Annotated in this window: 21 protein-coding genes; 13 read left to right on the top strand and 8 right to left on the bottom strand. The window is 42.1% G+C overall.

What is annotated here, in order from left to right; all coding sequences use genetic code 11:
• The first annotated feature begins 8 nt into the window (after nucleotides 1-8).
• From P6709_RS14150 to P6709_RS14140, 3 genes are all read left to right on the top strand, one after another.
• Nucleotides 9-464 carry a hypothetical protein gene (locus tag P6709_RS14150; protein ID WP_278241585.1) on the top strand — a complete coding sequence of 152 codons (456 nt, stop codon included), beginning with the start codon at nucleotides 9-11 and terminating at the stop codon, nucleotides 462-464.
• A 51-nt stretch (nucleotides 465-515) separates the two neighbouring features.
• Entirely contained in the window at nucleotides 516-1,268 is a 753-nt protein-coding gene (locus P6709_RS14145; RefSeq protein ID WP_278241584.1) for a hypothetical protein, read from the top strand.
• A 68-nt stretch (nucleotides 1,269-1,336) separates the two neighbouring features.
• Nucleotides 1,337-1,600, top strand: coding sequence for a hypothetical protein (locus P6709_RS14140; RefSeq protein ID WP_278241583.1), 264 nt, complete (start codon nucleotides 1,337-1,339; stop codon nucleotides 1,598-1,600).
• An 85-nt stretch (nucleotides 1,601-1,685) separates the two neighbouring features.
• On the opposite strand, the gene P6709_RS14135 is transcribed toward P6709_RS14140, so the two are convergent.
• The 3 genes from P6709_RS14135 to pulA all read right to left on the bottom strand — a co-directional run bounded on the left by P6709_RS14135 (nucleotide 1,686) and on the right by pulA (nucleotide 4,833).
• On the bottom strand, nucleotides 1,686-1,874 hold the full coding sequence (locus tag P6709_RS14135) for a hypothetical protein (protein WP_278241582.1): 189 nt from the start codon (nucleotides 1,872-1,874) through the stop codon (nucleotides 1,686-1,688).
• A gap of 164 nt (nucleotides 1,875-2,038) precedes the next feature.
• On the bottom strand, nucleotides 2,039-2,227 hold the full coding sequence (locus tag P6709_RS14130; protein ID WP_278241581.1) for a YqaE/Pmp3 family membrane protein: 189 nt from the start codon (nucleotides 2,225-2,227) through the stop codon (nucleotides 2,039-2,041).
• A 47-nt stretch (nucleotides 2,228-2,274) separates the two neighbouring features.
• Complete coding sequence (pulA, locus tag P6709_RS14125; RefSeq protein ID WP_278241580.1) at nucleotides 2,275-4,833, bottom strand: type I pullulanase; 2,559 nt, start codon at nucleotides 4,831-4,833, stop codon at nucleotides 2,275-2,277.
• A 312-nt stretch (nucleotides 4,834-5,145) separates the two neighbouring features.
• Here pulA and P6709_RS14120 point away from each other — a divergent pair, with 312 nt between their 5' ends.
• Both P6709_RS14120 and P6709_RS14115 read left to right on the top strand, forming a co-directional pair.
• Nucleotides 5,146-5,769, top strand: coding sequence for an FMN-dependent NADH-azoreductase (locus tag P6709_RS14120; protein ID WP_278241579.1), 624 nt, complete (start codon nucleotides 5,146-5,148; stop codon nucleotides 5,767-5,769).
• A gap of 384 nt (nucleotides 5,770-6,153) precedes the next feature.
• Nucleotides 6,154-6,774, top strand: coding sequence for a flavodoxin family protein (locus P6709_RS14115; RefSeq protein ID WP_278241578.1), 621 nt, complete (start codon nucleotides 6,154-6,156; stop codon nucleotides 6,772-6,774).
• Between the two features lie 121 nt (nucleotides 6,775-6,895).
• Here P6709_RS14115 and P6709_RS14110 read toward each other — a convergent pair whose 3' ends face one another.
• Both P6709_RS14110 and P6709_RS14105 read right to left on the bottom strand, forming a co-directional pair.
• Complete coding sequence (locus P6709_RS14110) at nucleotides 6,896-7,222, bottom strand: DUF4870 domain-containing protein (protein ID WP_278241577.1); 327 nt, start codon at nucleotides 7,220-7,222, stop codon at nucleotides 6,896-6,898.
• A 102-nt stretch (nucleotides 7,223-7,324) separates the two neighbouring features.
• The gene (locus P6709_RS14105; protein WP_278241576.1) at nucleotides 7,325-8,134 is read right to left on the bottom strand and encodes a DUF368 domain-containing protein; all 810 of its coding nucleotides are present in this window, start codon (nucleotides 8,132-8,134) and stop codon (nucleotides 7,325-7,327) included.
• Nucleotides 8,135-8,302: 168 nt separating this feature from the next.
• Here P6709_RS14105 and P6709_RS14100 point away from each other — a divergent pair, with 168 nt between their 5' ends.
• The 3 genes from P6709_RS14100 (at nucleotide 8,303) to yidC (ending at nucleotide 10,412) form a co-directional block, all read left to right on the top strand.
• The gene (locus P6709_RS14100; protein ID WP_278241575.1) at nucleotides 8,303-9,211 is read left to right on the top strand and encodes a diacylglycerol/lipid kinase family protein; all 909 of its coding nucleotides are present in this window, start codon (nucleotides 8,303-8,305) and stop codon (nucleotides 9,209-9,211) included.
• Nucleotides 9,212-9,314: 103 nt separating this feature from the next.
• A complete protein-coding gene (locus tag P6709_RS14095) occupies nucleotides 9,315-9,614 on the top strand; it encodes a hypothetical protein (protein ID WP_278241574.1) in 300 nt (99 codons plus the stop codon).
• 24 nt (nucleotides 9,615-9,638) lie between these two features.
• Nucleotides 9,639-10,412 carry a membrane protein insertase YidC gene (gene yidC, locus P6709_RS14090; protein ID WP_278241573.1) on the top strand — a complete coding sequence of 258 codons (774 nt, stop codon included), beginning with the start codon at nucleotides 9,639-9,641 and terminating at the stop codon, nucleotides 10,410-10,412.
• Nucleotides 10,413-10,588: 176 nt separating this feature from the next.
• On the opposite strand, the gene P6709_RS14085 is transcribed toward yidC, so the two are convergent.
• Nucleotides 10,589-11,149, bottom strand: coding sequence for a sugar O-acetyltransferase (locus P6709_RS14085; protein ID WP_278241572.1), 561 nt, complete (start codon nucleotides 11,147-11,149; stop codon nucleotides 10,589-10,591).
• 96 nt (nucleotides 11,150-11,245) lie between these two features.
• Between P6709_RS14085 and P6709_RS14080 the strand changes: the two genes are divergently transcribed.
• The 4 genes from P6709_RS14080 (at nucleotide 11,246) to P6709_RS14065 (ending at nucleotide 13,700) form a co-directional block, all read left to right on the top strand.
• On the top strand, nucleotides 11,246-12,007 hold the full coding sequence (locus P6709_RS14080) for a (S)-benzoin forming benzil reductase (RefSeq protein WP_278241571.1): 762 nt from the start codon (nucleotides 11,246-11,248) through the stop codon (nucleotides 12,005-12,007).
• A gap of 190 nt (nucleotides 12,008-12,197) precedes the next feature.
• Complete coding sequence (locus tag P6709_RS14075; protein WP_278241570.1) at nucleotides 12,198-12,449, top strand: hypothetical protein; 252 nt, start codon at nucleotides 12,198-12,200, stop codon at nucleotides 12,447-12,449.
• 238 nt (nucleotides 12,450-12,687) lie between these two features.
• The gene (locus tag P6709_RS14070) at nucleotides 12,688-12,945 is read left to right on the top strand and encodes a hypothetical protein (RefSeq protein WP_278241569.1); all 258 of its coding nucleotides are present in this window, start codon (nucleotides 12,688-12,690) and stop codon (nucleotides 12,943-12,945) included.
• Nucleotides 12,946-13,094: 149 nt separating this feature from the next.
• Entirely contained in the window at nucleotides 13,095-13,700 is a 606-nt protein-coding gene (locus P6709_RS14065; RefSeq protein WP_278241568.1) for a pyroglutamyl-peptidase I, read from the top strand.
• 2 nt (nucleotides 13,701-13,702) lie between these two features.
• Here the strand turns inward: P6709_RS14065 and P6709_RS14060 are convergent, their stop codons facing one another.
• Nucleotides 13,703-14,845 (bottom strand): MFS transporter, encoded by a 1,143-nt coding sequence (locus P6709_RS14060; protein ID WP_278241567.1) that lies wholly within the window; start codon nucleotides 14,843-14,845, stop codon nucleotides 13,703-13,705.
• 1,181 nt (nucleotides 14,846-16,026) lie between these two features.
• The gene (locus tag P6709_RS14055) at nucleotides 16,027-16,443 is read right to left on the bottom strand and encodes an organic hydroperoxide resistance protein (RefSeq protein ID WP_278241566.1); all 417 of its coding nucleotides are present in this window, start codon (nucleotides 16,441-16,443) and stop codon (nucleotides 16,027-16,029) included.
• Between the two features lie 304 nt (nucleotides 16,444-16,747).
• Here P6709_RS14055 and P6709_RS14050 point away from each other — a divergent pair, with 304 nt between their 5' ends.
• Nucleotides 16,748-18,130: a PTS mannitol transporter subunit IICB gene (locus P6709_RS14050; RefSeq protein ID WP_442905336.1), complete on the top strand. Its 1,383-nt coding sequence runs from the start codon at nucleotides 16,748-16,750 to the stop codon at nucleotides 18,128-18,130.
• Nucleotides 18,131-18,137: the final 7 nt, after the last annotated feature.

Genomic DNA, 18,137 nt, shown 5'->3' with positions numbered 1-18,137 from the left:
AGGTTTGCATGGAAAAGAAAAAAATCCGCTCTTATTATATTGCTTTAACAGCCATCATTATGCTAATGATTTTAGCTGCTTTTACCGTTCAAGTTTATCCGGGTGGATATGGATATGACTTTAATGAAGAAACGAATGAGCTAACGATCGAACAGGGCATGATAATAAAAGAATACAAAACCATCCAAATGGAAGAAGAGACGCTGCGCTATGCCCTATTTCAGGACAGAACAGATTTAGCCATTCAAACCTGGAGCTACGTGCTGCTGATTCCTTTGTTTTCAATGTTTTTTCTTCAGCGCACCATACAGGCCGTCAAAGGGCGGAAGGAAAAAGGGCTGGTTATCAAAGACTATGTGAACGTTTTTGCTTTAGTGGCTGCTTTTACATTGATCGTCATATTATTAATGATGCTTAGCGAACATCTTCAATATTTGTCTCAGGTATTTAACAGTGTGTCATAAGGTGGATTGTATCAATGGGAGATTGTTTGTAAAGAAAGGGGCATAGCTAAGATGAGAAAAAGCTCATGGGTGGGTGCAGCCATTTTTACTCTTGGAATTAGTTATTTCGCCTCTGTGTATTTCCTGGATGACCGATCCGGCGGGGATAATAAGGAGCTTCATGATTTTACTTCCAATGGTCTGGAATTAAATGTAGTGACCAACGGGCAGGTATTTGAAAAAGGGGACGAAATCATTGTCGAAGCGACGCTGACGAATCAATTGGGAGCACCTGTAACGTATAATACGAAATGCGAAGAAGCACTTATGATTGAAGTCAGTTCTCAAACACTCGACCATACACTCGTTAAACAAGTGGAAGAACCGGCTTGCAAAGCGGACGAGGAACGGGACCGAATGATCTCCAATGAGCAGCTGTCAGCTTCTTCTGAGTTTATTCTTGCGCTTCCCTTAACTGAAGACGAAAATACGCTGGCACCAGAGGGAGACTATACGATCGAAATTACGTTTTACCCTACAGCTCAGCCGGCATTTGAATCGAAAATTCCTATTACAATCAACCAGCAGAACGAAGAACTGATTGATCCTTCACAAGCTAAACAGCAGGCATTACAGACCTATGAAGCAAGGTCCTGGTTTTCGGTTCATGGAGACACCGAAAAATATCTAATCTCTGAAGAACTGCCTTATTTAAAGGATGGGAAATGGGTATTTGAATGGAGCGCGATGAATGCTGATCAGGCTGCAGACAACAAGGATGAAAAATTAATTTTGTATGAACCTGCCTTAAAAAAAGAAGAGTAAAAAAGTTGTGAATGATCTGTTTTTTCATGCTAAACTGGATGTATTAAACTGGATAAGCAGGTGAAGCAATGAGCAGAAGAAGTAAGGCATCATCGGAAGGTCCCGTTAATTTCCTTTTTCTTTTCTTATACATCATTTATTGGTGGTTTGTTCTCCAGCAGATTTTTCAAGGCAGACTTATCCTTATTTACGTAAGCATCATCCCGTTTTTCCTTTTGCTGTATCTTCAATCCCTGACAATTAAACTGATTGAGAGGAAAAAGGAGAAAAAACTTCTGATCTCTGTTGAGCGAAGTATTCAAAGAGGGAGAGAACGGGCAAAGACTACATAAGAAAACCCTTTGCAGAGGAGATGGCTTCTGATTTAATCAGTTGCAGCCATTCCCAGGCAAAGGGTTTTTCATTTGAAGAAGCAGTTTAATTTTTCATTTCACGGTGATGATTCTTTGGAGGCGGCTGGAAGGTTAATATAAACAAGGCCAGTGCGGCGCCTATCCCGACCAATGCCTGAATTGACCAATCTCCATATACTAAGCCGAAAAACAGCTCAAACGCTCCAAAAAAAATCATGGCCAAAACGGCACCATATCGCAGCAACTGGTCCATTCATAAACTCCTTCCAACATATCTAGTGCTTATTAATACGATTAAACACGTGATTTGTTTCGGTTTTTCCTGTGATTTTCTTAGTTATAGTTATACTATGTACAACTCTGGCTGAGTGATTCATCATGGGGTATTTTGAAAAAGAAAAAAAGAAGCTGAATAGATCAGCTTCTCTGGTTCATATAGTTTTTCATTTCCTTTTTATGCCTCTCATCTCGAATGACAATAACTGCATGGATAAGCCCGGGGATAAATCCTAGAATTGTCAGCAGAATGTTGAGCAGAAATGAACCGAATCTTCCTGTAAATAAAACCGCTAAAGGCGGGAGGAAGATGGCGATGATATATAACATGTACGTCAACTGCCTTTCGTCTTTTTAATCCTGTTCCCTACTTTTACTTATCGTAAACGGAAAGGTTTAGCCAGTACGAATGTAGACAGCCGTGACACTTCAATTTGATTTCGATTAATCATACTGAGGGCTTCTGTACCTGCCTGGTGGGAATTAGCCAGAATATGCCAAGGGCCATTCGACTCTAAATGAAATTTTACCGGATGATGGTGGGCATTGTGAATCACGATATATTCTTCATATGGCCCTTCATCGCGTAAAGCTTTTAATTGATAAGCAATTAAATGTTCATCAGTAGGATAAAAGTGAAGACGTTTCACAATGTCTTCTTTTGTTTTCATGCGAAACACATTATTGGATTTTCTAAGTGAAATCAGGCCTTTAATATAGCGCACTTCCTGTTCAAATTCAGCTTTTCGATTCCAATCAAGCTTATTAATGTGATCGGGTGAGCGGTAGCTGTTATGATCACCGTTTTTGGTTCTCATAAACTCCTGCCCCGCATGAAGAAAAGGAATGCCTTGAGATAACAGGATAATGGAAGATGCGAGCTTATGCATACTCTTTAAATCCTCCTGAGAGGCACCCGGATTCGTCAAAAGCAGTTTATCCCACAAAGTGTGATTATCATGAGCTTCTACGTAATTAACCACCTGCGAGGGCGATCTGTATTCCTGATTATCATACGTAAGATACATGCCTGCTGTTATTCCCTGTTTAATTGAATAGTTATAGCCGCTCCGTCCATTCACGAACCCAGAATCATGATCTGAAAAGTTATTCCCCTTAAGGTGGTCACGAATGGAATCATTAAAATGAGCGATGCCTGGCATTTTATCTGCATTTGCCTGACTGGCTTTTAAATGAGAGGGGAGGGCAGTGGCGAGATCCCAGCCTTCTCCAAGCATGATAATCGATGGGTCCACTTCGTCCAATGCCTTTCTGGCTGCATTCATCGTATCGATATCGTGAATTCCCATCAAATCAAAACGGAACCCGTCAATTTTAAATTCGGTTGCCCAGTAAACAAGCGAATCTACAATGAATTTTCTCATCATCCGGCGTTCTGACGCGGTATCATTCCCTACTCCTGTGCCATTTGACAGAACGCCATCTTTTTTGTAGCGGAAATAATAGCCCGGCATCAGAAGGTGGAAATTTGAGCGAGGGACATCAAACACATGGTTAAAGACGACATCCATGATTACCCTCATCCCTTTGCTGTGAATGGCATGGATCAGTTTTTTTAACTCAATGATTCTAGTGGCTGGTTCAAACGGATTAATGGAATAAGATCCTTCAGGGGCATTAAAGTGTTTTGGGTCGTACCCCCAATTGTATTGAGGGGTATCAAGCTTCGTCTCATCTACGGTCCAATAATCGTAAATAGGCAGCAGCTGAATATGAGTGATGCCAAGCTCGCTAAAATAATCCAATCCGGTCTTTGCTCCGTCCGGCGTTACGGTGGCAGGCTCTGTCATTCCAAGGTATTTACCTTTGTGGATGACGCCGCTGTTTGGATCTATAGAAGCATCACGAACATGAAGTTCGTAAATAACGGCATCTTCCGGCTGATGAAAAGGGGGGGACGGCATTTCCCATAGTGGCGGGTTGGTGTGGGCAAGGTCGATCACCACACCTTTTTCACCGTTCACTGTAACGGCTTTTGCATAAGGGTCCACAGCTTCCTGCCACTGTCTGCCAATTTTGACTCTGTACATATAGATGGTTCCATCCAAATTTCCGGAAGCTTCAAATTCCCAGGTTCCCGAAGGTCCCTGTTTCATTTTATGTTCTTCCTTTTTTTCGTTCTCTTTTGTATACACGACTAAAACAGCTTCTTGTGCAGAAGGAGACCATAACCGGAACAGTGTTTGTTCTTTTGTAAAAAGAGCACCAAGAGGACCATCGTAGGCAAAATCCTTATCAAATTGCTCAGTGCGTACAATGTTTCCATACGAAACATCACACTCACCAAAATGGGAGATCATTACTTTGTATTTTTCGTGAAGGGAGAGAGTTTCCTTTGTTTTTATCGTCATTTCATGAGAGAGATCAGAAGCATGATGATCTTTGGATACAATGATGTCCTGAATGGCGGCTCCATGCAGATCAACGTCGATTGTATCGTGTTCCCAATCAAACGCAAGATTTGTGGTGACGGTGATATCATGCCAGTCGTTGAATTTTGCGCTGATAATTTCCGGCTTTACGTTCACATCATCTTCACGATGAAAGATTTTTTCTGTGCCCTGCATCAGCCAGACTTCTGCATGCCCATTTTCATCAAATTGTGTAATAAACCGGTCATCAAAACGTTTGCTCGCCCAGTCATTTTCGTCCGTACTCTTGCGAATAATGAATCCGACACGGGCAATGCCTGACGAGTCCTCCATTTCAAATGTTGCCGTTTGTCCAAAAGGGCGGCCATCTGTGAATTCCACCATGCGTCCGTTTTTCCCTTCAAGCCACACCCACAGATTCCATCCGCTGTAGTCCCCGTCGTACCGGTGATAATGAAGCGTAATTGATACTTTTTTATGTTCTATAGTGGAGAGGTTGTCAGCTGAAAAATCTTCTTGTTGTTGACCATGAATCGTTACCATATACATCCTCACCTTTTCTCACTTATAGTTTTAAGGGTTTTTCATATATATATTTTACGCTTGTGATCGTGAATGGTGTAATAAAAATAGGCTGCTGCCCTATTCGTCATTTTTACCCTCAAAGCAGATTGTTTATTCCACTCATTTTGTCTCTACCTATTTTATCGGTCCATCTTCAAAAAAATTAGTGTAATAATAAAATAATCAGGTAATTGGAAAACAGACGGGGAAAAATTATCAGAAAGCTTTTAATATTTAATTAAAGAGTTATCATATAGGTAGAGCTGTTAAATGTAAAGGGAGGAAACCAAAATGAAAATCTTATATATTAATGCAAACCCAAGAAATAAAACATCCGTAAGCGAAGAAATTGCAGATGTATTTGTAAAAGAACTTCTTGATCTGGAAAAAGACGCAAGCGTTGACTATGTGCATTTATATGAAACACAGCTTCAGGAAATTGATGAAGAAGTATTAGCGGTATGGGGAAAAAACAGATCCGGGGAGGCACTGACGGAGTCGGAAAAGCAAAAGTCTGAAGTTATGGATGCCGTATTGGAACAATTTTTATCAGCGGATGTGTATGTCTTCATAACACCATTTTGGAATTTGTTATTTCCGCCTCGATTAAAAACCTACATTGACTCCTTATGCATACCGGGAAAAACCTTCCGTTATACTGCAGGAGGTCAGGAAGGTCTTGTAGAAGGAAAGCGTGCTGTTCATATTCAGGCAGTAGGCGGCGTATATAAAGGAACAGGCTTGAACTTTTCAGAAGATTATTTAAGAGAAATTATGCGATTTTTAGGCATTAAAGAATATGATTCGGTGATTTGCGAAGGAATGAGCCAATACCCTGACATGGCCGATAAAATTCTGGAAGAGAGCAAGGAAGAGGCCTCCCAGCTCGCGCATAAGCTCGCACGTCTTGAGTAAATGTGTAAGGTGTTTGAACCGATCCAAAAGAAGTTGAGACAAAACTTAAAAAAATTAAATATGAGGTAGTATTTTAGGAGAGCGTCTGCCTGAAGCGCAGCGAGCCGATCAAAGATGCTGGGACACTTTTGTCTCAGCATTTTTTTATGTAAATTTGAGGGACCTTCGATTCTTAAATCAGACGATTTAAAACTTTGCAAAAAGCGAGAGAGAATATCAATCACTGTCTAGAAGCGAATGCACAGAGCAGCTCAATCAAGTGCGGTCAGATTTAACGGAATGCAGCATGAGGCGTGACACCATGCCTGCAAATGCAGGATGTATGATTGAAGTTTCGACAAAAGGGAATAGGACGGAATAGATTAGGATTGAAAGGATGATTGGATGCACGCACTATTTTTAAACGGTTCCCTAAAACCCAGTACAGATGACTCGAATACGGATGCATTAATCCGTAAAGTAATTAACTACTATGAGGATCTGGGAATCACATCAGAGGTCATACGGCTCGCAGATTACAAAATTGCTCCCGGAGTAGAAGTGGATATGGGCAATGGCGACGAGTGGCCGGAGATTTTTGAAAAAGTAAAAGAAGCTGATATTGTGATCCTTGGAACCCCAATCTGGATGGGAGAAAAAAGTAGCATAACCAAGCAGGCGATTGAACGCCTTGATGGCGGCAGCAGCTTAACCAACGAGCACGGACAGGCGATTTATTATAATAAGGTAGGTGGAGTGGTCGTTACAGGCAACGAAGATGGGGCTAAAAACGCTGCTTCATCTATAATTTATGCACTTTCTCACATCGGTTTCACGATTCCGCCGAATGTGGATACGTACTGGGTAGGAGAAGCAGGTCCTGGACCTTCCTATATGGAAGCCATGCAAAAAGGAGAAAGCGAATTTACAAATCAGCATGTTCAGTTTTTAGCGTATAACACGGCTCATTTTGCCCGTATGCTGAAAAGCAGCCCGATTCCTCCTGAAGGAAACACGATGGAGTGATGAAAATAGGAACGGATCCTCTTGATGGATCGTTATAGAAAATTGAAAGGTCCTTGATCCAGCGCTGTTCTTCTTTTAAAGAAAGAGCGTGGATGAAGGACCTTTTTAAAATGATCCCTGATCAGCTGAAAAAACGGATCACAAGGGGGATGCGGAATTGTTTGCCCTGAAACGCATAAATTCCAGCGATCACAATAAAAATGGCCATCAGAACACTGAGAATCATGTTAATGACAATCCCAATTCCGATAAAGTAAAAAAATCCGGCTGCTGCCTGGTATAAAAAATAGCTGACAAGAAAATTTAAATAATGCAGTCCGTGACGGTAGACGAATGGAGACTTCCTTTTAATGTACCAAATGAGAAAAGGGCCAATAATCGCGGTGAAAAAATTCAGGAAGTATAGAAGGCCGGCTGACAGTCGTTCATCAGAAGTTGCTGGTTGCATACTACCCCTCCTTTTAATTAACATACGGATGATGCACGTGATTGGATTCAATTATAACGAAAAAACAGCCTGTTTCACATGGAAACAGACTGTTTTGCTAGGTTATCCCCTTTTGCCAAGCCATACAGCTGTGCAAAAGCCAATCGTTAATGATGCCAGGCTTAGCAGAACGTTGCTGACATTCAAATCAAGTCCAGGGAAAACGACGAATAATGAACCAAATACCAGCCCTATAATTAGTGAATACATCATAAGAGGAAAGCGGTTCAGTAAATAGCGTATGCCTTTGCTGCTTAAAATAAATCCGGTGGCAATTCCTGCACCTACTACCAGAATGACAGGAATATTCATCGTCGTTATCGAATTAAGAACAGTGGGGTACACGCCGATAATGAGCAGGATAAACGAGCCGCTGATTCCGGGCAGGAGCATAGCCATACTTGCAATCGCACCTGAAAAAAACAGCAGGATTAATGTGGAAGCGGCAGTATCCAGAATGGCGCCATCTTCCACTGGTTTCAAAAAGGCCATACTCGCAACCAGAACGGCACCAATGATCAGGATTGCGGCGTGTTTGCCTTTAAAGGATCCCATTTGTTTTGCTTCATTTATTAAATAAGGTAGAATTCCGCCGATCAGACCAATAAAAAAGAAATTAGTCGGCTGCGGGTAATAAACAAGCAGCCACTCAACAACATGGCTTAACGTCAGGATGGCAGTTGCCATTCCAAGACCGATCATCAGCAGAAATGGGACATGCTTTTTCCATTCTCTTGTCGTAATGCCGCTTATTGCATTAATGAATTGGTCGTAAATTCCCATTAAAACGGCGATCGTACCGCCGCTGACACCAGGAATGACATCACTTGTTCCCATGGCCATTCCGCGCAAAATATTTCTCCAATCAAACATAGATCGTTCTCCTTTTACTTTTAAAGAATTTATAAAAACAGACTGTCAGATTCGCTAAACTCAACAGTCCTCATTATACTTGAAGATAGACGATTCGTCATTGATAAAAGAGAAAAAAGGAATACAGAAATGTTTAAACGAGCTGTTGAAAATCAAGGGGGTAAAAAGATGAAAAGAGCCATGATTATCGCCAACCCTTCTTCCGGAAAAGAAGAAGCGAAAAAGCATTTAGATAAAGTAGCAGAAGTACTTCAATCTCTGAATTATGATATCGTAATAAAAGAAACAGAGAAAGAGATGGATGCCACCATATTTGCAGAGCAAGCATGTGAAGAGCGCTATGATTCGGTAATTTCAATGGGGGGAGATGGCACTCTCAACGAAATTGTAACGGGATTGGCTGAAAAAGAATATCAGCCGACGCTCGGGATTATTCCCCTCGGAACGGTGAATGATTTTGCACGTGCGCTGTCCATTCCCCTTGATCCTGAAGAAGCTGTAGGCATATTAAAGGATGCTGACAAGCGTCATGTGGACATCGGGAAAGTGAACGGAAAGTATTTCATGAATATTATTGCTCTTGGCGGGATAGCAGAAGCCACATTTGGGGTGACAGTGGAACAGAAAACGAAGCTTGGCCCTCTGGCTTATATGATTGAAGGCTTTAAAAAAATTAAAGACAAAGAACCGTTTGATGCTGTTATTCATCATGATGATCAGGAATGGAACGGCGGAGCTCTTTTGATCCTGATTGCTCTGACTAATTCAGTCGGCGGCTTTGAAAAACTGGCACCGGACGCGGAAGTTAATGATGGGAAGCTTCATTGTTTCATTATTAAAAATGTATCGATGGTGAAACTGGTCAGCATTGCGACAGCCCTGCTGAAAGGAACGCTGAAGGAAGATGAAAACGTAGAATACCTGACTGCATCAAACATTAAAGTAGCTTCCTATAAAAATCTGATAGCCAATGTGGATGGAGACGAAGGAGACAGTGTTCCGATTACAGTGGAAATTCTTAAAAGACATCTGCCGGTATTCGTCCCTAATCACGCTCTCGAAAGCAGCGGAGAGTAACCCAACTTGTGTCAATATTTTTAACGTATGAGGATTTTTTGCTTTTCGCTTTTGGGATGCTTTATACTGAGTCTATCTAAATGCATCACTAGGAGTCTTGTTAATGGAATTGCTTATACAGGCATTAATGGAATCGATAAATGAAGGCACACTTCCTCTGGCATTCATGCTCATGATGATCTGGAACTGGGACAAGCCTTTTTATATGACCGGATGGGGAAACAGATGGTCTGAAGGCAAGGTTTCTGTGCCGCCAGCAAAAAAATTAGTTTGTTACCATTTAAATTCAGTGGAAGCCAGATGCAGCAGGATGATTTTTGGCAAAACGATTAAAAAGAAAACCTGCCCGGATGATTCGGACGAAGCCTCTTCTTTTCTTTTACACCCATTTATCGGATGTTAAAAAAGAAAAGGAATGGTGAACGTTTTGAAGAAGACGCTTTTATTTTCAATAGGTATCCTTGCAGCTGTTCTCTTATCCGGCTGTACAAATGTACAAAATGAATCAGGGATTTTTTATCACCTGTTTGTTCTGCCCTTTGAATTTGGAATATATGAAATTGGAACACTGTTAAACGGCAACTTTGGTTTGTCGATTATTATCATCACACTTATTATCCGATTGATTTTAATGCCTTCCATGCTGAAAAATTACCGCAATCAACAGGTCATGAAAGAAAAAATGAATGGCTTAAAGCCTGAAATGGACGAAATCCAGAAACGTTTAAAAGCAGCTGAATCAAAAGAAGAACAAATGACAATTCAGCAGGAAATGATGGGCTTGTATAAGAAGCATGGTGTAAATCCATTAAACATGGGCTGCTTGCCGCTTCTCATACAGATGCCAATCCTCATGGGGCTGTATTTTGCCATCTCGTACTCAGAGGAAATTGCAACACATTCATTTCTCTGGTTTAACCTGGGCTCACCGGATATTCTCATGATGCTGATCGCTGGAGCCATCTATTTTGTTCAGGGATTTGTAACACTGAACAACCTGCCGGAAGCGCAAAAAAAGCAGATGAAAATCATTACATTTATTTCTCCGATAATGATTATGTTTATTTCGTTTTCGGCACCTGCTGCACTCCCTTTATATTGGGCAGTGGGAGGAGCCTTCCTGATTATCCAGACGTTAATCGGTCAGCGCTTTTATCAAAAGCACCCCGAAAAAGCACTGGAAGCAGCTCAGAATTCATAAAATAAAAAGAACGTTTTCGCGAGCATGGTTTAAGCTCGTGAAGACGTTCTTTTTAGTTTCATAATATTCTTATGACAACAAGCAAACCAATTAAATCAAAATCCATGGAGTATTGTTTTAGTAAGGTAAACGTAACAGGCGGCAACTATTAGTAGTAAGCCTAAATTCGCAAGCCGTTATAGTGAAATGCTTTTAATCACTCTGGCCGGATTTCCGCCCACAACCGTATTGGCCGGTACATCTTTTGTTACGACGGCACCGGAAGCAATCACCGCGTTGTCCCCAACGGTAACCCCCGGGTTGATGACGGCTCTTCCGCCAATCCATACATTATGGCCGAATGTGACCGGCTTAGCATATTCCAGGCCGCTGTTGCGCTGGGTTGGGTGAAGCGGGTGTGTAGCGGTATAAATGTGAACTCCTGGTGCAAGCATGCAATTATCGCCAAATTCAACCTTGCACACATCCAGGATTAAACAATCAAAATTGGCGTAAAAGTTCTCGCCTGTATGAATATTGTAGCCATAATCGCATCGGAAAGGAGCTTCTACATAAATGTTCTCCTGTGTTGAGCCAAACAGCTGCCTAATCAGTGTTTGTTTTTTTAGATCATCAGTTTCGGTCAGAGCGTTAAATTCCCTTGTCAGCTTTCGGGCAGCCTGCCGATCTGCTATAAGCTCCGCATCATTGGCTGCATACATTTCTCCTGCCAGCATTTTCTCTTTTTCACTGTTCATAATACCCTCTCCCTGTCCTTCAATAGGTGATTACTTAATGGTAGTCGAGGGTAATAAATAGTACAAGGGAAACGTTGAATAAGGAGAGATAAGTATATGAAATACGCCATTGTAACAGGAGCCTCAAGAGGATTGGGAGCCGCGGCAGCCGAACAATTACTGGCTGAAAATTATCATTTAGTCGATATATCGCGGTCCGGCAATGAATCACTGGGCAAGAAAGCCGAAGAGATGAATGACATGTCATACACACATATTAAAGCAGATCTCAGTTCGTCTGAACAAACTCAGTCCGTTATGGAAGAATGGCTGACAGACATAAAAAAATCATCTCCTGAAGAAATTCTGCTGATTCAAAACGCTGGAACCGTCGAACCGATTGAAGTCACTGGGAAGCTAGACAGCGAAAAAATCAACTATGCTGTGCAGCTCAATTATGTTACACCTGTGTGTATGGCAAACGCCCTGCTTGCTTCACTAGAAGAACTGGACACTCGGGTGATTATCGTAAATATTACCTCAGGGGCAGCGGATAAACCGAATCATGGATGGAGTATATATGGAAGCACGAAAGCAGCGTTAAATTTATTTACCGAAACAGCTGCTCTAGAACACCAGAACCGCCATCCTGAAGTGAAAATCATCTCATTTAGTCCAAGTATTATGGATACAGATATGCAGCAGGTAATCCGGTCGTCTTCTTCAAAGGCATTTGCTCAAGTTGAACGTTTTCAGGAATACAAAAAGCAGGGGAAGCTAAGAACACCTGAGCAGGTCGCCAGTGCACTGGTTCATTTAGTGATAAACGATGATCTGCAAAGCGGTAAGTTGTACCATATTAATGATTTTTTAAATTAAAAATGAGTATACGCAAGAAAAAGTTGGACATACTTTTTCTAAGCTGAAAATCTTGATGGAATATTTACTATTGAAATATTACGGTGAAAAATCTTTACATTACTATAATATTGCACCTGTTTAACCATAAAATGGCGCGGGTAAAATATAAGCAGTACTACATTTTAAAGTTTGAAAGGAGTTTTACAGTATGGATCTTAAAAAGTGGACACAATTAGGTGCAGCAAGCGTATTAAGCTTAGGTTTACTAGCAGCATGCAACGGTGACACGGAAGAGGAAACTCCTCCTACAGAAACGGAAACAGAAGAAGAAGCACCGATGGATGAAAATACAGACATGGAAGAAGAAGAAACTGATATGGAAGATGAAGAAACAGACATGGAAGATGAAGAAACAGATATGGAAGATGAAGAAACAGACATGGAAGATGATGAAAGTTAAAACTAATTATTAATCAGAAATACCAATGATAAAAGCTGCTGGGCACGATTTCAGCAGCTTTTTTGAATACCTAAAAAAGTAAATGATGATGCGTTTATAAAAAAATGAGAAAGATCATTCTGTTGATTTTCTAAATGATACGATAACAGCGTGAGCGTAGTTAAACTTGTTTGACTACTAATAGGCCCGGGTAAAATACCAGTAGGAACAATATATACTTCGAAAGGGGTTTTATAAATTGAATCTTAAAAAGTGGACACAATTAGGTGCAGCAAGTGTATTGAGTTTAGGATTATTAGCAGCATGCAATGGTGACACGGAAGAGGAAACTCCCCCAACAGAAACGGAAACCGAAGAAGAAGCACCGATGGATGAAAATACAGACATGGAAGAAGAAAACGGTGAAGAAACAGAAGTGGAAGACGAAGAAACTGATATGGAAAATGATGATGAAGATACCACGCTGGACAATGAAGATGAGGATTCAAACGAATAACAAACGATAACGAAAGCTGCTGGGCAGAGGCCCGGCAGCTTTTTTTATTTTCTAAATAGTTGGATGCCTTTACTAATTAATTTTTCGTTTTACGAAGTAATATGGTAACGTAGTGATGAAGATCATCTACATTGACCAGGAGGCTAAGGATGAAAAAATTATTGATTACAGGCTTTGAACCGTTTTTACATTTCAAAACGAATCCTACCATGAAGATCGTGGAAGAACTGAATGGAAAAGAAATAAACGGCTATCACATCCACGGCCGAATTTTGGAAGTGGATTTTTCGAAATCCGGAAAACAAATATTGGACTGCTGGAATGAAATTCAGCCTGATGCAGTGATATCACTGGGACTGGCTGCAGGGCGTTCAGCTATTACACCGGAACGCATCGCGATTAACTGCAACGACGGTGAACAGGATAATAGCGGAAATCTTCCATCCGGTGAAAAGATCATAGAAGACGGACCGGATGGGTTATTCAGTACACTTCCGATCAGGTCCATGGTCAATAGGTTAAAAGAAGAAAATTATCCAGCGGCTATTTCTAATTCAGCTGGAGCTTATTTGTGCAATCATGTGATGTATCAAATCCTGTTTATGCTTAAGCAAAATGAACTGAAGATGCCTGCAGGCTTTATACATATTCCCGCATCGCATGAATTAGCTGTGCAAATTGGCAAGGCGCCGAGCTGGTCACAGGACGATTTAACACAGGCGATTCGAATTTGCATCGAGACGCTTGATACATAGACTTAATAAGATAACGTTCTTCCCTTTAATAGAAGACCGAGAAAAACAGCCGGAAGAACCGCCGCGCTCATGCCAATAAAGGAAAGACCGGGAGACACTTCGTAAAGGTAGCCTCCTGCCGACGTAAGAAGTGCGGTGCTGAATCCCATCCCAACAGAAGCATACAGCCCCTGAGCAGTCGGCAGAAGCTGTTTATCCACTGCCCGGTATACATAGTTGATAAATGCATAATGAGCGAGACCGAAAGTCATTGAGTGAAATGCCTGTGTGAAAATAAAAAGCCATAGAGAGGGAAATAAGCCTACAAGCAGCCAGCGGATCACAGAAGCCATCCCAGCGATTATAAACATGGCCGCAACAGACGTGCGTTTTAACAGCCGGTCTGCCACTGCAAAAAAGAGTATTTCAGACAGCACGGCAATATTTAAAATAAGTCCTATGTAAACACTTGATACATTAAGCTCCTGTAAATAGATAAAACCGTAGCTGTAATAAGCAGCATGTGCTCCCTGAATCAGGACGCAGATCGTCAGGACAATTAAAAATCCTTTCGTCTTAAAAATTGCCTGGTAGCCTCCAATTTGAGGAGCAACTTTTTCCTTTAATGCATCCGGAGCGGGCCGAAGCGCGCACACAGCTAAAAAGACACTGCCAATTATCATAGCGGCAAGAATAGAGGATTCTGTCCACAGGTCTGTTGTTATGCCAATAACAATTAAGCTGACAGTATAGCCGGCAGAGCCCCATGAACGGCTCCTGCCATAGTTTATTCGGTTTGTTTTCATCAATACAGTGGCATTGCTTTCCATGAGCGGCAAAATGGTAGGGTAAAACAAACTGTATATAATCATAACCGCCAGTAAAGCTGAAAAGGACTCAGCTGGAATAAAGAGCAGCAGTAAAAGAAATGAAAGACCCGGCATTAGTTTAATCAGCACGGAAAGGCTAAAGTGCTTTGTCAGTGCCGGAAATAAAAACAAAGTGGAAAACGACCGGGCAAACAGTCCTGCGGCGATCACAGTGCTCGCTGCAGCCACCGTTAAGTCTTTTTCGGAGACAAGCCAGCCGGTCCAGTAAGGCAAAAAGATGCCCCAGGTAAAAAAGAAGGCGAAGAAATTTGTGGATAACCATCCTTGCTGTTTCAATCTGTATCACTCCATTTGGTTTTACTCTCATAAGTTACAAGTATAGCAGAAATGGAAGATGAAGCAGGGGGAAAAGACCGGTTCATTTCCGCTCCGCCCGGAGGCTTTCCGCGTGGCGGGAGGTGAGCCCTCTTGATGCTTTCGCATCTGCGTGGTCTCACCCTTCCCGCTTTTTCACGCAGTAGTCCCCGGTCTCCGCTGCAATGAACCTATTCTTTCGTCATTTCACTCGTACATATAATGTAGAACAGCTGTCTACTGCTCTTTTTGTCAGTCACTGATTTTTTTGAAAGAGGAAAGGGGACCGGTTCATTTCCGCTTCGTCCGGAGGCTTTCCGCGTGGCGTGAGGTGAGCCCTCTTGATGCTTTCGCATCTGCGTGGTCTCACCCTTCCCGCTTTTTCACGCAGGAGTCCCCGGCCTCCGCTGCAATGAACCTATTCTTAGGTGATTTCACCTGTAAATACACTACGCAACAGCTGCCAATAGTTCTTTACGCAAGCAATTATTTTTTGTAAGAGGGAAGGGGACCGGTTCATTTCCGCTGCGTCCGGAGGCTTTCCGCGTGGCGTGAGGTGAGCCCCTTTGATGCTTTCGCATCTGCGTGGTCTCACCCTTCCCGCTTTTTCACGCAGGAGTCCCCGGCCTCCGCTGCAATGAACCTATTCTTAGGTGATTTCACCTGTAAATACACTACTCAACAGCTGCCAATAGTTCTTTACGCAAGCAATTATTTTTTGTAAGAGGGAAGGGGACCGGTTCATTTCCGCTGCGTCCGGAGGCTTTCCGCGTGGCGTGAGGTGAGCCCTCTTGATGCTTTCGCATCTGCGTGGTCTCACCCTTCCCGCTTTTTCACGCAGGAGTCCCCGGTCTCCGCTCCAATGAACCTATTCTTTTGTTATTCACTCATCCAACCACTTTGTAAGTTCATTAGTAAATAAATATAGTAACTGTCTACTGTTCTTTTTGTCAGTCACTATTTTTTGAAAGAGGGAAGAAGGGACCGGTTCATTTCCGCTTCGTCCGGAGGCTTTTCAATACGGAGAAGATGTGAGCGGTCTTTGCGCCTGGGGACCACTGCGTTTAATTAAGAAATGGTCAAAAAAAGCCGCAGTGATCTCCAAATGGAGGTCATTGCGGCTTTCGCTATTTTTATACGATTGGTAGACTTTGAAAGGGAAATTAGCCTGCTTTAATTTCAAGTGCTACGTCAATATTGCCTCTTGTCGCTTTTGAGTAAGGGCAGAATTGGTGTGCTTTTTCAAGAAGTTCCTCTGCTTCGTCCTGGCTGACGCCTGTTACGTCTACGACCAGCTTCACAGAGATTTTAAATCCGTCATCTTCCGGATCTTTTTCAAGACTCACATGAGCTGTTGTTTTAGATTCAACTTCTTTCTTTTCTTTTTTTGCAATTAGGTTAAATGCTCCATCAAAACAAGATGCATAGCCGGCAGCAAATAATTGTTCAGGGTTTGACTTTCCTTCCGGACTGCCTCCGTCTTTTGGCATTCCAAGTTCTAATTGAATTAAACCGTCAGATGATGATACTTGTCCTTCACGTCCACCTTGTGCAACGGCAGCTGATGTTAATACTGGCATGCTTCTCATCTCCTCATTTTCATTGCGATTTGTCATGTCAATTGTGATTGACAACATAGTTCTTGTTTTCACACTTCATCCGTTTTCTAAACATCTTATTAAAAATACTTTTCTCATTAGGCGACAATCTGTCACAGCGGTCATTGCCAAAAACGAATTTGGATTTTGTTGTAGTAGGGTTGTAAGCGTTTTATGATAAAGATAGAGATTTAGTAATGTAAGAGGAGGAATGAATGTGGAACAGACACAAAAAAAATCTGGTATACGGGAAAGAGTTCAGCGCTTTGGCTCGTTTTTAAGCGGCATGATTATGCCGAATATTGGTGCCTTTATTGCCTGGGGGTTAATTACAGCTTTATTTATTCCAGATGGCTGGATTCCTAATGAGGACTTAGCTGAATTAGTTGGTCCAATGATTACCTTTTTGCTGCCGTTGTTAATTGGTTTTACTGGCGGGCGAATGATTCATGGCAACCGGGGAGGTGTGGTAGGTGCCACTGCGACCATGGGTGTCATTGTCGGAGCGGACATCACCATGTTCCTTGGTGCGATGATCATGGGTCCTCTTGGCGGCTATGTCATGAAAAAAATTGATGGGTTTACAGAAGGAAGAATCCGCTCAGGATTTGAAATGCTGGTAAACAATTTTACTGCGGGAATTGCAGCTGCGATTCTTGCGATTATCGGTCTGCTAGGTATCGGACCGGTCGTTGAGGGGATTACTACAGTACTCGCTTCAGGTGTAGAATTAATGGTTAATGCAGGCTTGCTGCCATTAGTGAGTTTGTTTATTGAACCAGGTAAGGTGCTATTTCTAAATAACGCCATTAATCACGGGATTTTAACTCCGCTTGGAACTGAACAGGCGGCACAAGCTGGTAAATCTGTTTTGTATCTTCTTGAGTCCAATCCGGGGCCTGGTCTTGGCATCCTGATTGCTTATATGGTTTTCGGAAGAGGAACAGCCAGACAAACTGCTTCAGGTGCTTCCATTATTCACTTTGTTGGAGGAATTCATGAGATTTATTTCCCTTATATTCTAATGAAGCCGATTCTAATTGTGGCTGCCATTGCCGGAGGAGCGAGTGGTGTTTTCACTTTCGTCCTTCTTGATGCAGGATTAAGTGCTCCGCCTTCACCGGGAAGCATTATTGCAATTCTCGCACTTACGCAGCAGGGCAACTATATTGCTGTTATTTCAGGGGTGCTGATTGCAACAGCGGTATCTTTCGGTGTGGCCTCAATCTTCCTTCGTACTGCGAAAGCGGATGAAGCGGATGATATTGCAGAAGCAACGGAAAAAATGCAGGAGATGAAGGGCAAAAAGAGCCAGGCATCCCAGCATCTTTCAGCTTCACAGCAGGAAAATGTGGACGACACGCCATTGGCAGCGCCGAATGAACTTTCAAAGGAAAACATTAAGAAAATCATTTTTGCATGTGATGCCGGAATGGGCTCAAGTGCGATGGGTGCTTCACTTTTGAAAAACAAAATGAAAAAAGCCGGACTTCAATACGATGTGACAAATACGGCAATCAATCAGATCCCTGATGATGCAGACCTGGTCATCACGCATAAAGACTTAACAGAGCGTGCGATGACGAAAAAACCGGATGCGTATCATATCTCGGTCGAAAATTTCCTTAACAGTCCAAAGTATGACGAAATTATTGAAGCTTTAAAATAAAAAGGAG

This window comes from Jeotgalibacillus sp. ET6 (genome assembly GCF_029667115.1).
GTDB lineage: Bacteria > Bacillota > Bacilli > Bacillales > Jeotgalibacillaceae > Jeotgalibacillus.
The sequence above is the reverse complement of the archived record's forward strand: the minus strand, read 5'-3'. Positions and strand labels throughout refer to the sequence as shown.

Bases quoted from the DNA above. Each gene is read 5' to 3' on its own strand.
- P6709_RS14150 (WP_278241585.1), top strand. From the start codon at position 9: ATGGAAAAGAAAAAAATCCGCTCTTATTATATTGCTTTAACAGCCATC.
- P6709_RS14145 (WP_278241584.1), top strand. From the start codon at position 516: ATGAGAAAAAGCTCATGGGTGGGTGCAGCCATTTTTACTCTTGGAATT.
- P6709_RS14140 (WP_278241583.1), top strand. From the start codon at position 1,337: ATGAGCAGAAGAAGTAAGGCATCATCGGAAGGTCCCGTTAATTTCCTT.
- P6709_RS14135 (WP_278241582.1), bottom strand. From the start codon at position 1,874: ATGGACCAGTTGCTGCGATATGGTGCCGTTTTGGCCATGATTTTTTTT.
- P6709_RS14130 (WP_278241581.1), bottom strand. From the start codon at position 2,227: ATGTTATATATCATCGCCATCTTCCTCCCGCCTTTAGCGGTTTTATTT.
- pulA (WP_278241580.1), bottom strand. From the start codon at position 4,833: ATGGTAACGATTCATGGTCAACAACAAGAAGATTTTTCAGCTGACAAC.
- P6709_RS14120 (WP_278241579.1), top strand. From the start codon at position 5,146: ATGAAAATCTTATATATTAATGCAAACCCAAGAAATAAAACATCCGTA.
- P6709_RS14115 (WP_278241578.1), top strand. From the start codon at position 6,154: ATGCACGCACTATTTTTAAACGGTTCCCTAAAACCCAGTACAGATGAC.
- P6709_RS14110 (WP_278241577.1), bottom strand. From the start codon at position 7,222: ATGCAACCAGCAACTTCTGATGAACGACTGTCAGCCGGCCTTCTATAC.
- P6709_RS14105 (WP_278241576.1), bottom strand. From the start codon at position 8,134: ATGTTTGATTGGAGAAATATTTTGCGCGGAATGGCCATGGGAACAAGT.
- P6709_RS14100 (WP_278241575.1), top strand. From the start codon at position 8,303: ATGAAAAGAGCCATGATTATCGCCAACCCTTCTTCCGGAAAAGAAGAA.
- P6709_RS14095 (WP_278241574.1), top strand. From the start codon at position 9,315: ATGGAATTGCTTATACAGGCATTAATGGAATCGATAAATGAAGGCACA.
- P6709_RS14085 (WP_278241572.1), bottom strand. From the start codon at position 11,149: ATGAACAGTGAAAAAGAGAAAATGCTGGCAGGAGAAATGTATGCAGCC.
- P6709_RS14080 (WP_278241571.1), top strand. From the start codon at position 11,246: ATGAAATACGCCATTGTAACAGGAGCCTCAAGAGGATTGGGAGCCGCG.
- P6709_RS14075 (WP_278241570.1), top strand. From the start codon at position 12,198: ATGGATCTTAAAAAGTGGACACAATTAGGTGCAGCAAGCGTATTAAGC.
- P6709_RS14065 (WP_278241568.1), top strand. From the start codon at position 13,095: ATGAAAAAATTATTGATTACAGGCTTTGAACCGTTTTTACATTTCAAA.
- P6709_RS14055 (WP_278241566.1), bottom strand. From the start codon at position 16,443: ATGCCAGTATTAACATCAGCTGCCGTTGCACAAGGTGGACGTGAAGGA.
- P6709_RS14050 (WP_442905336.1), top strand. From the start codon at position 16,748: ATGATTATGCCGAATATTGGTGCCTTTATTGCCTGGGGGTTAATTACA.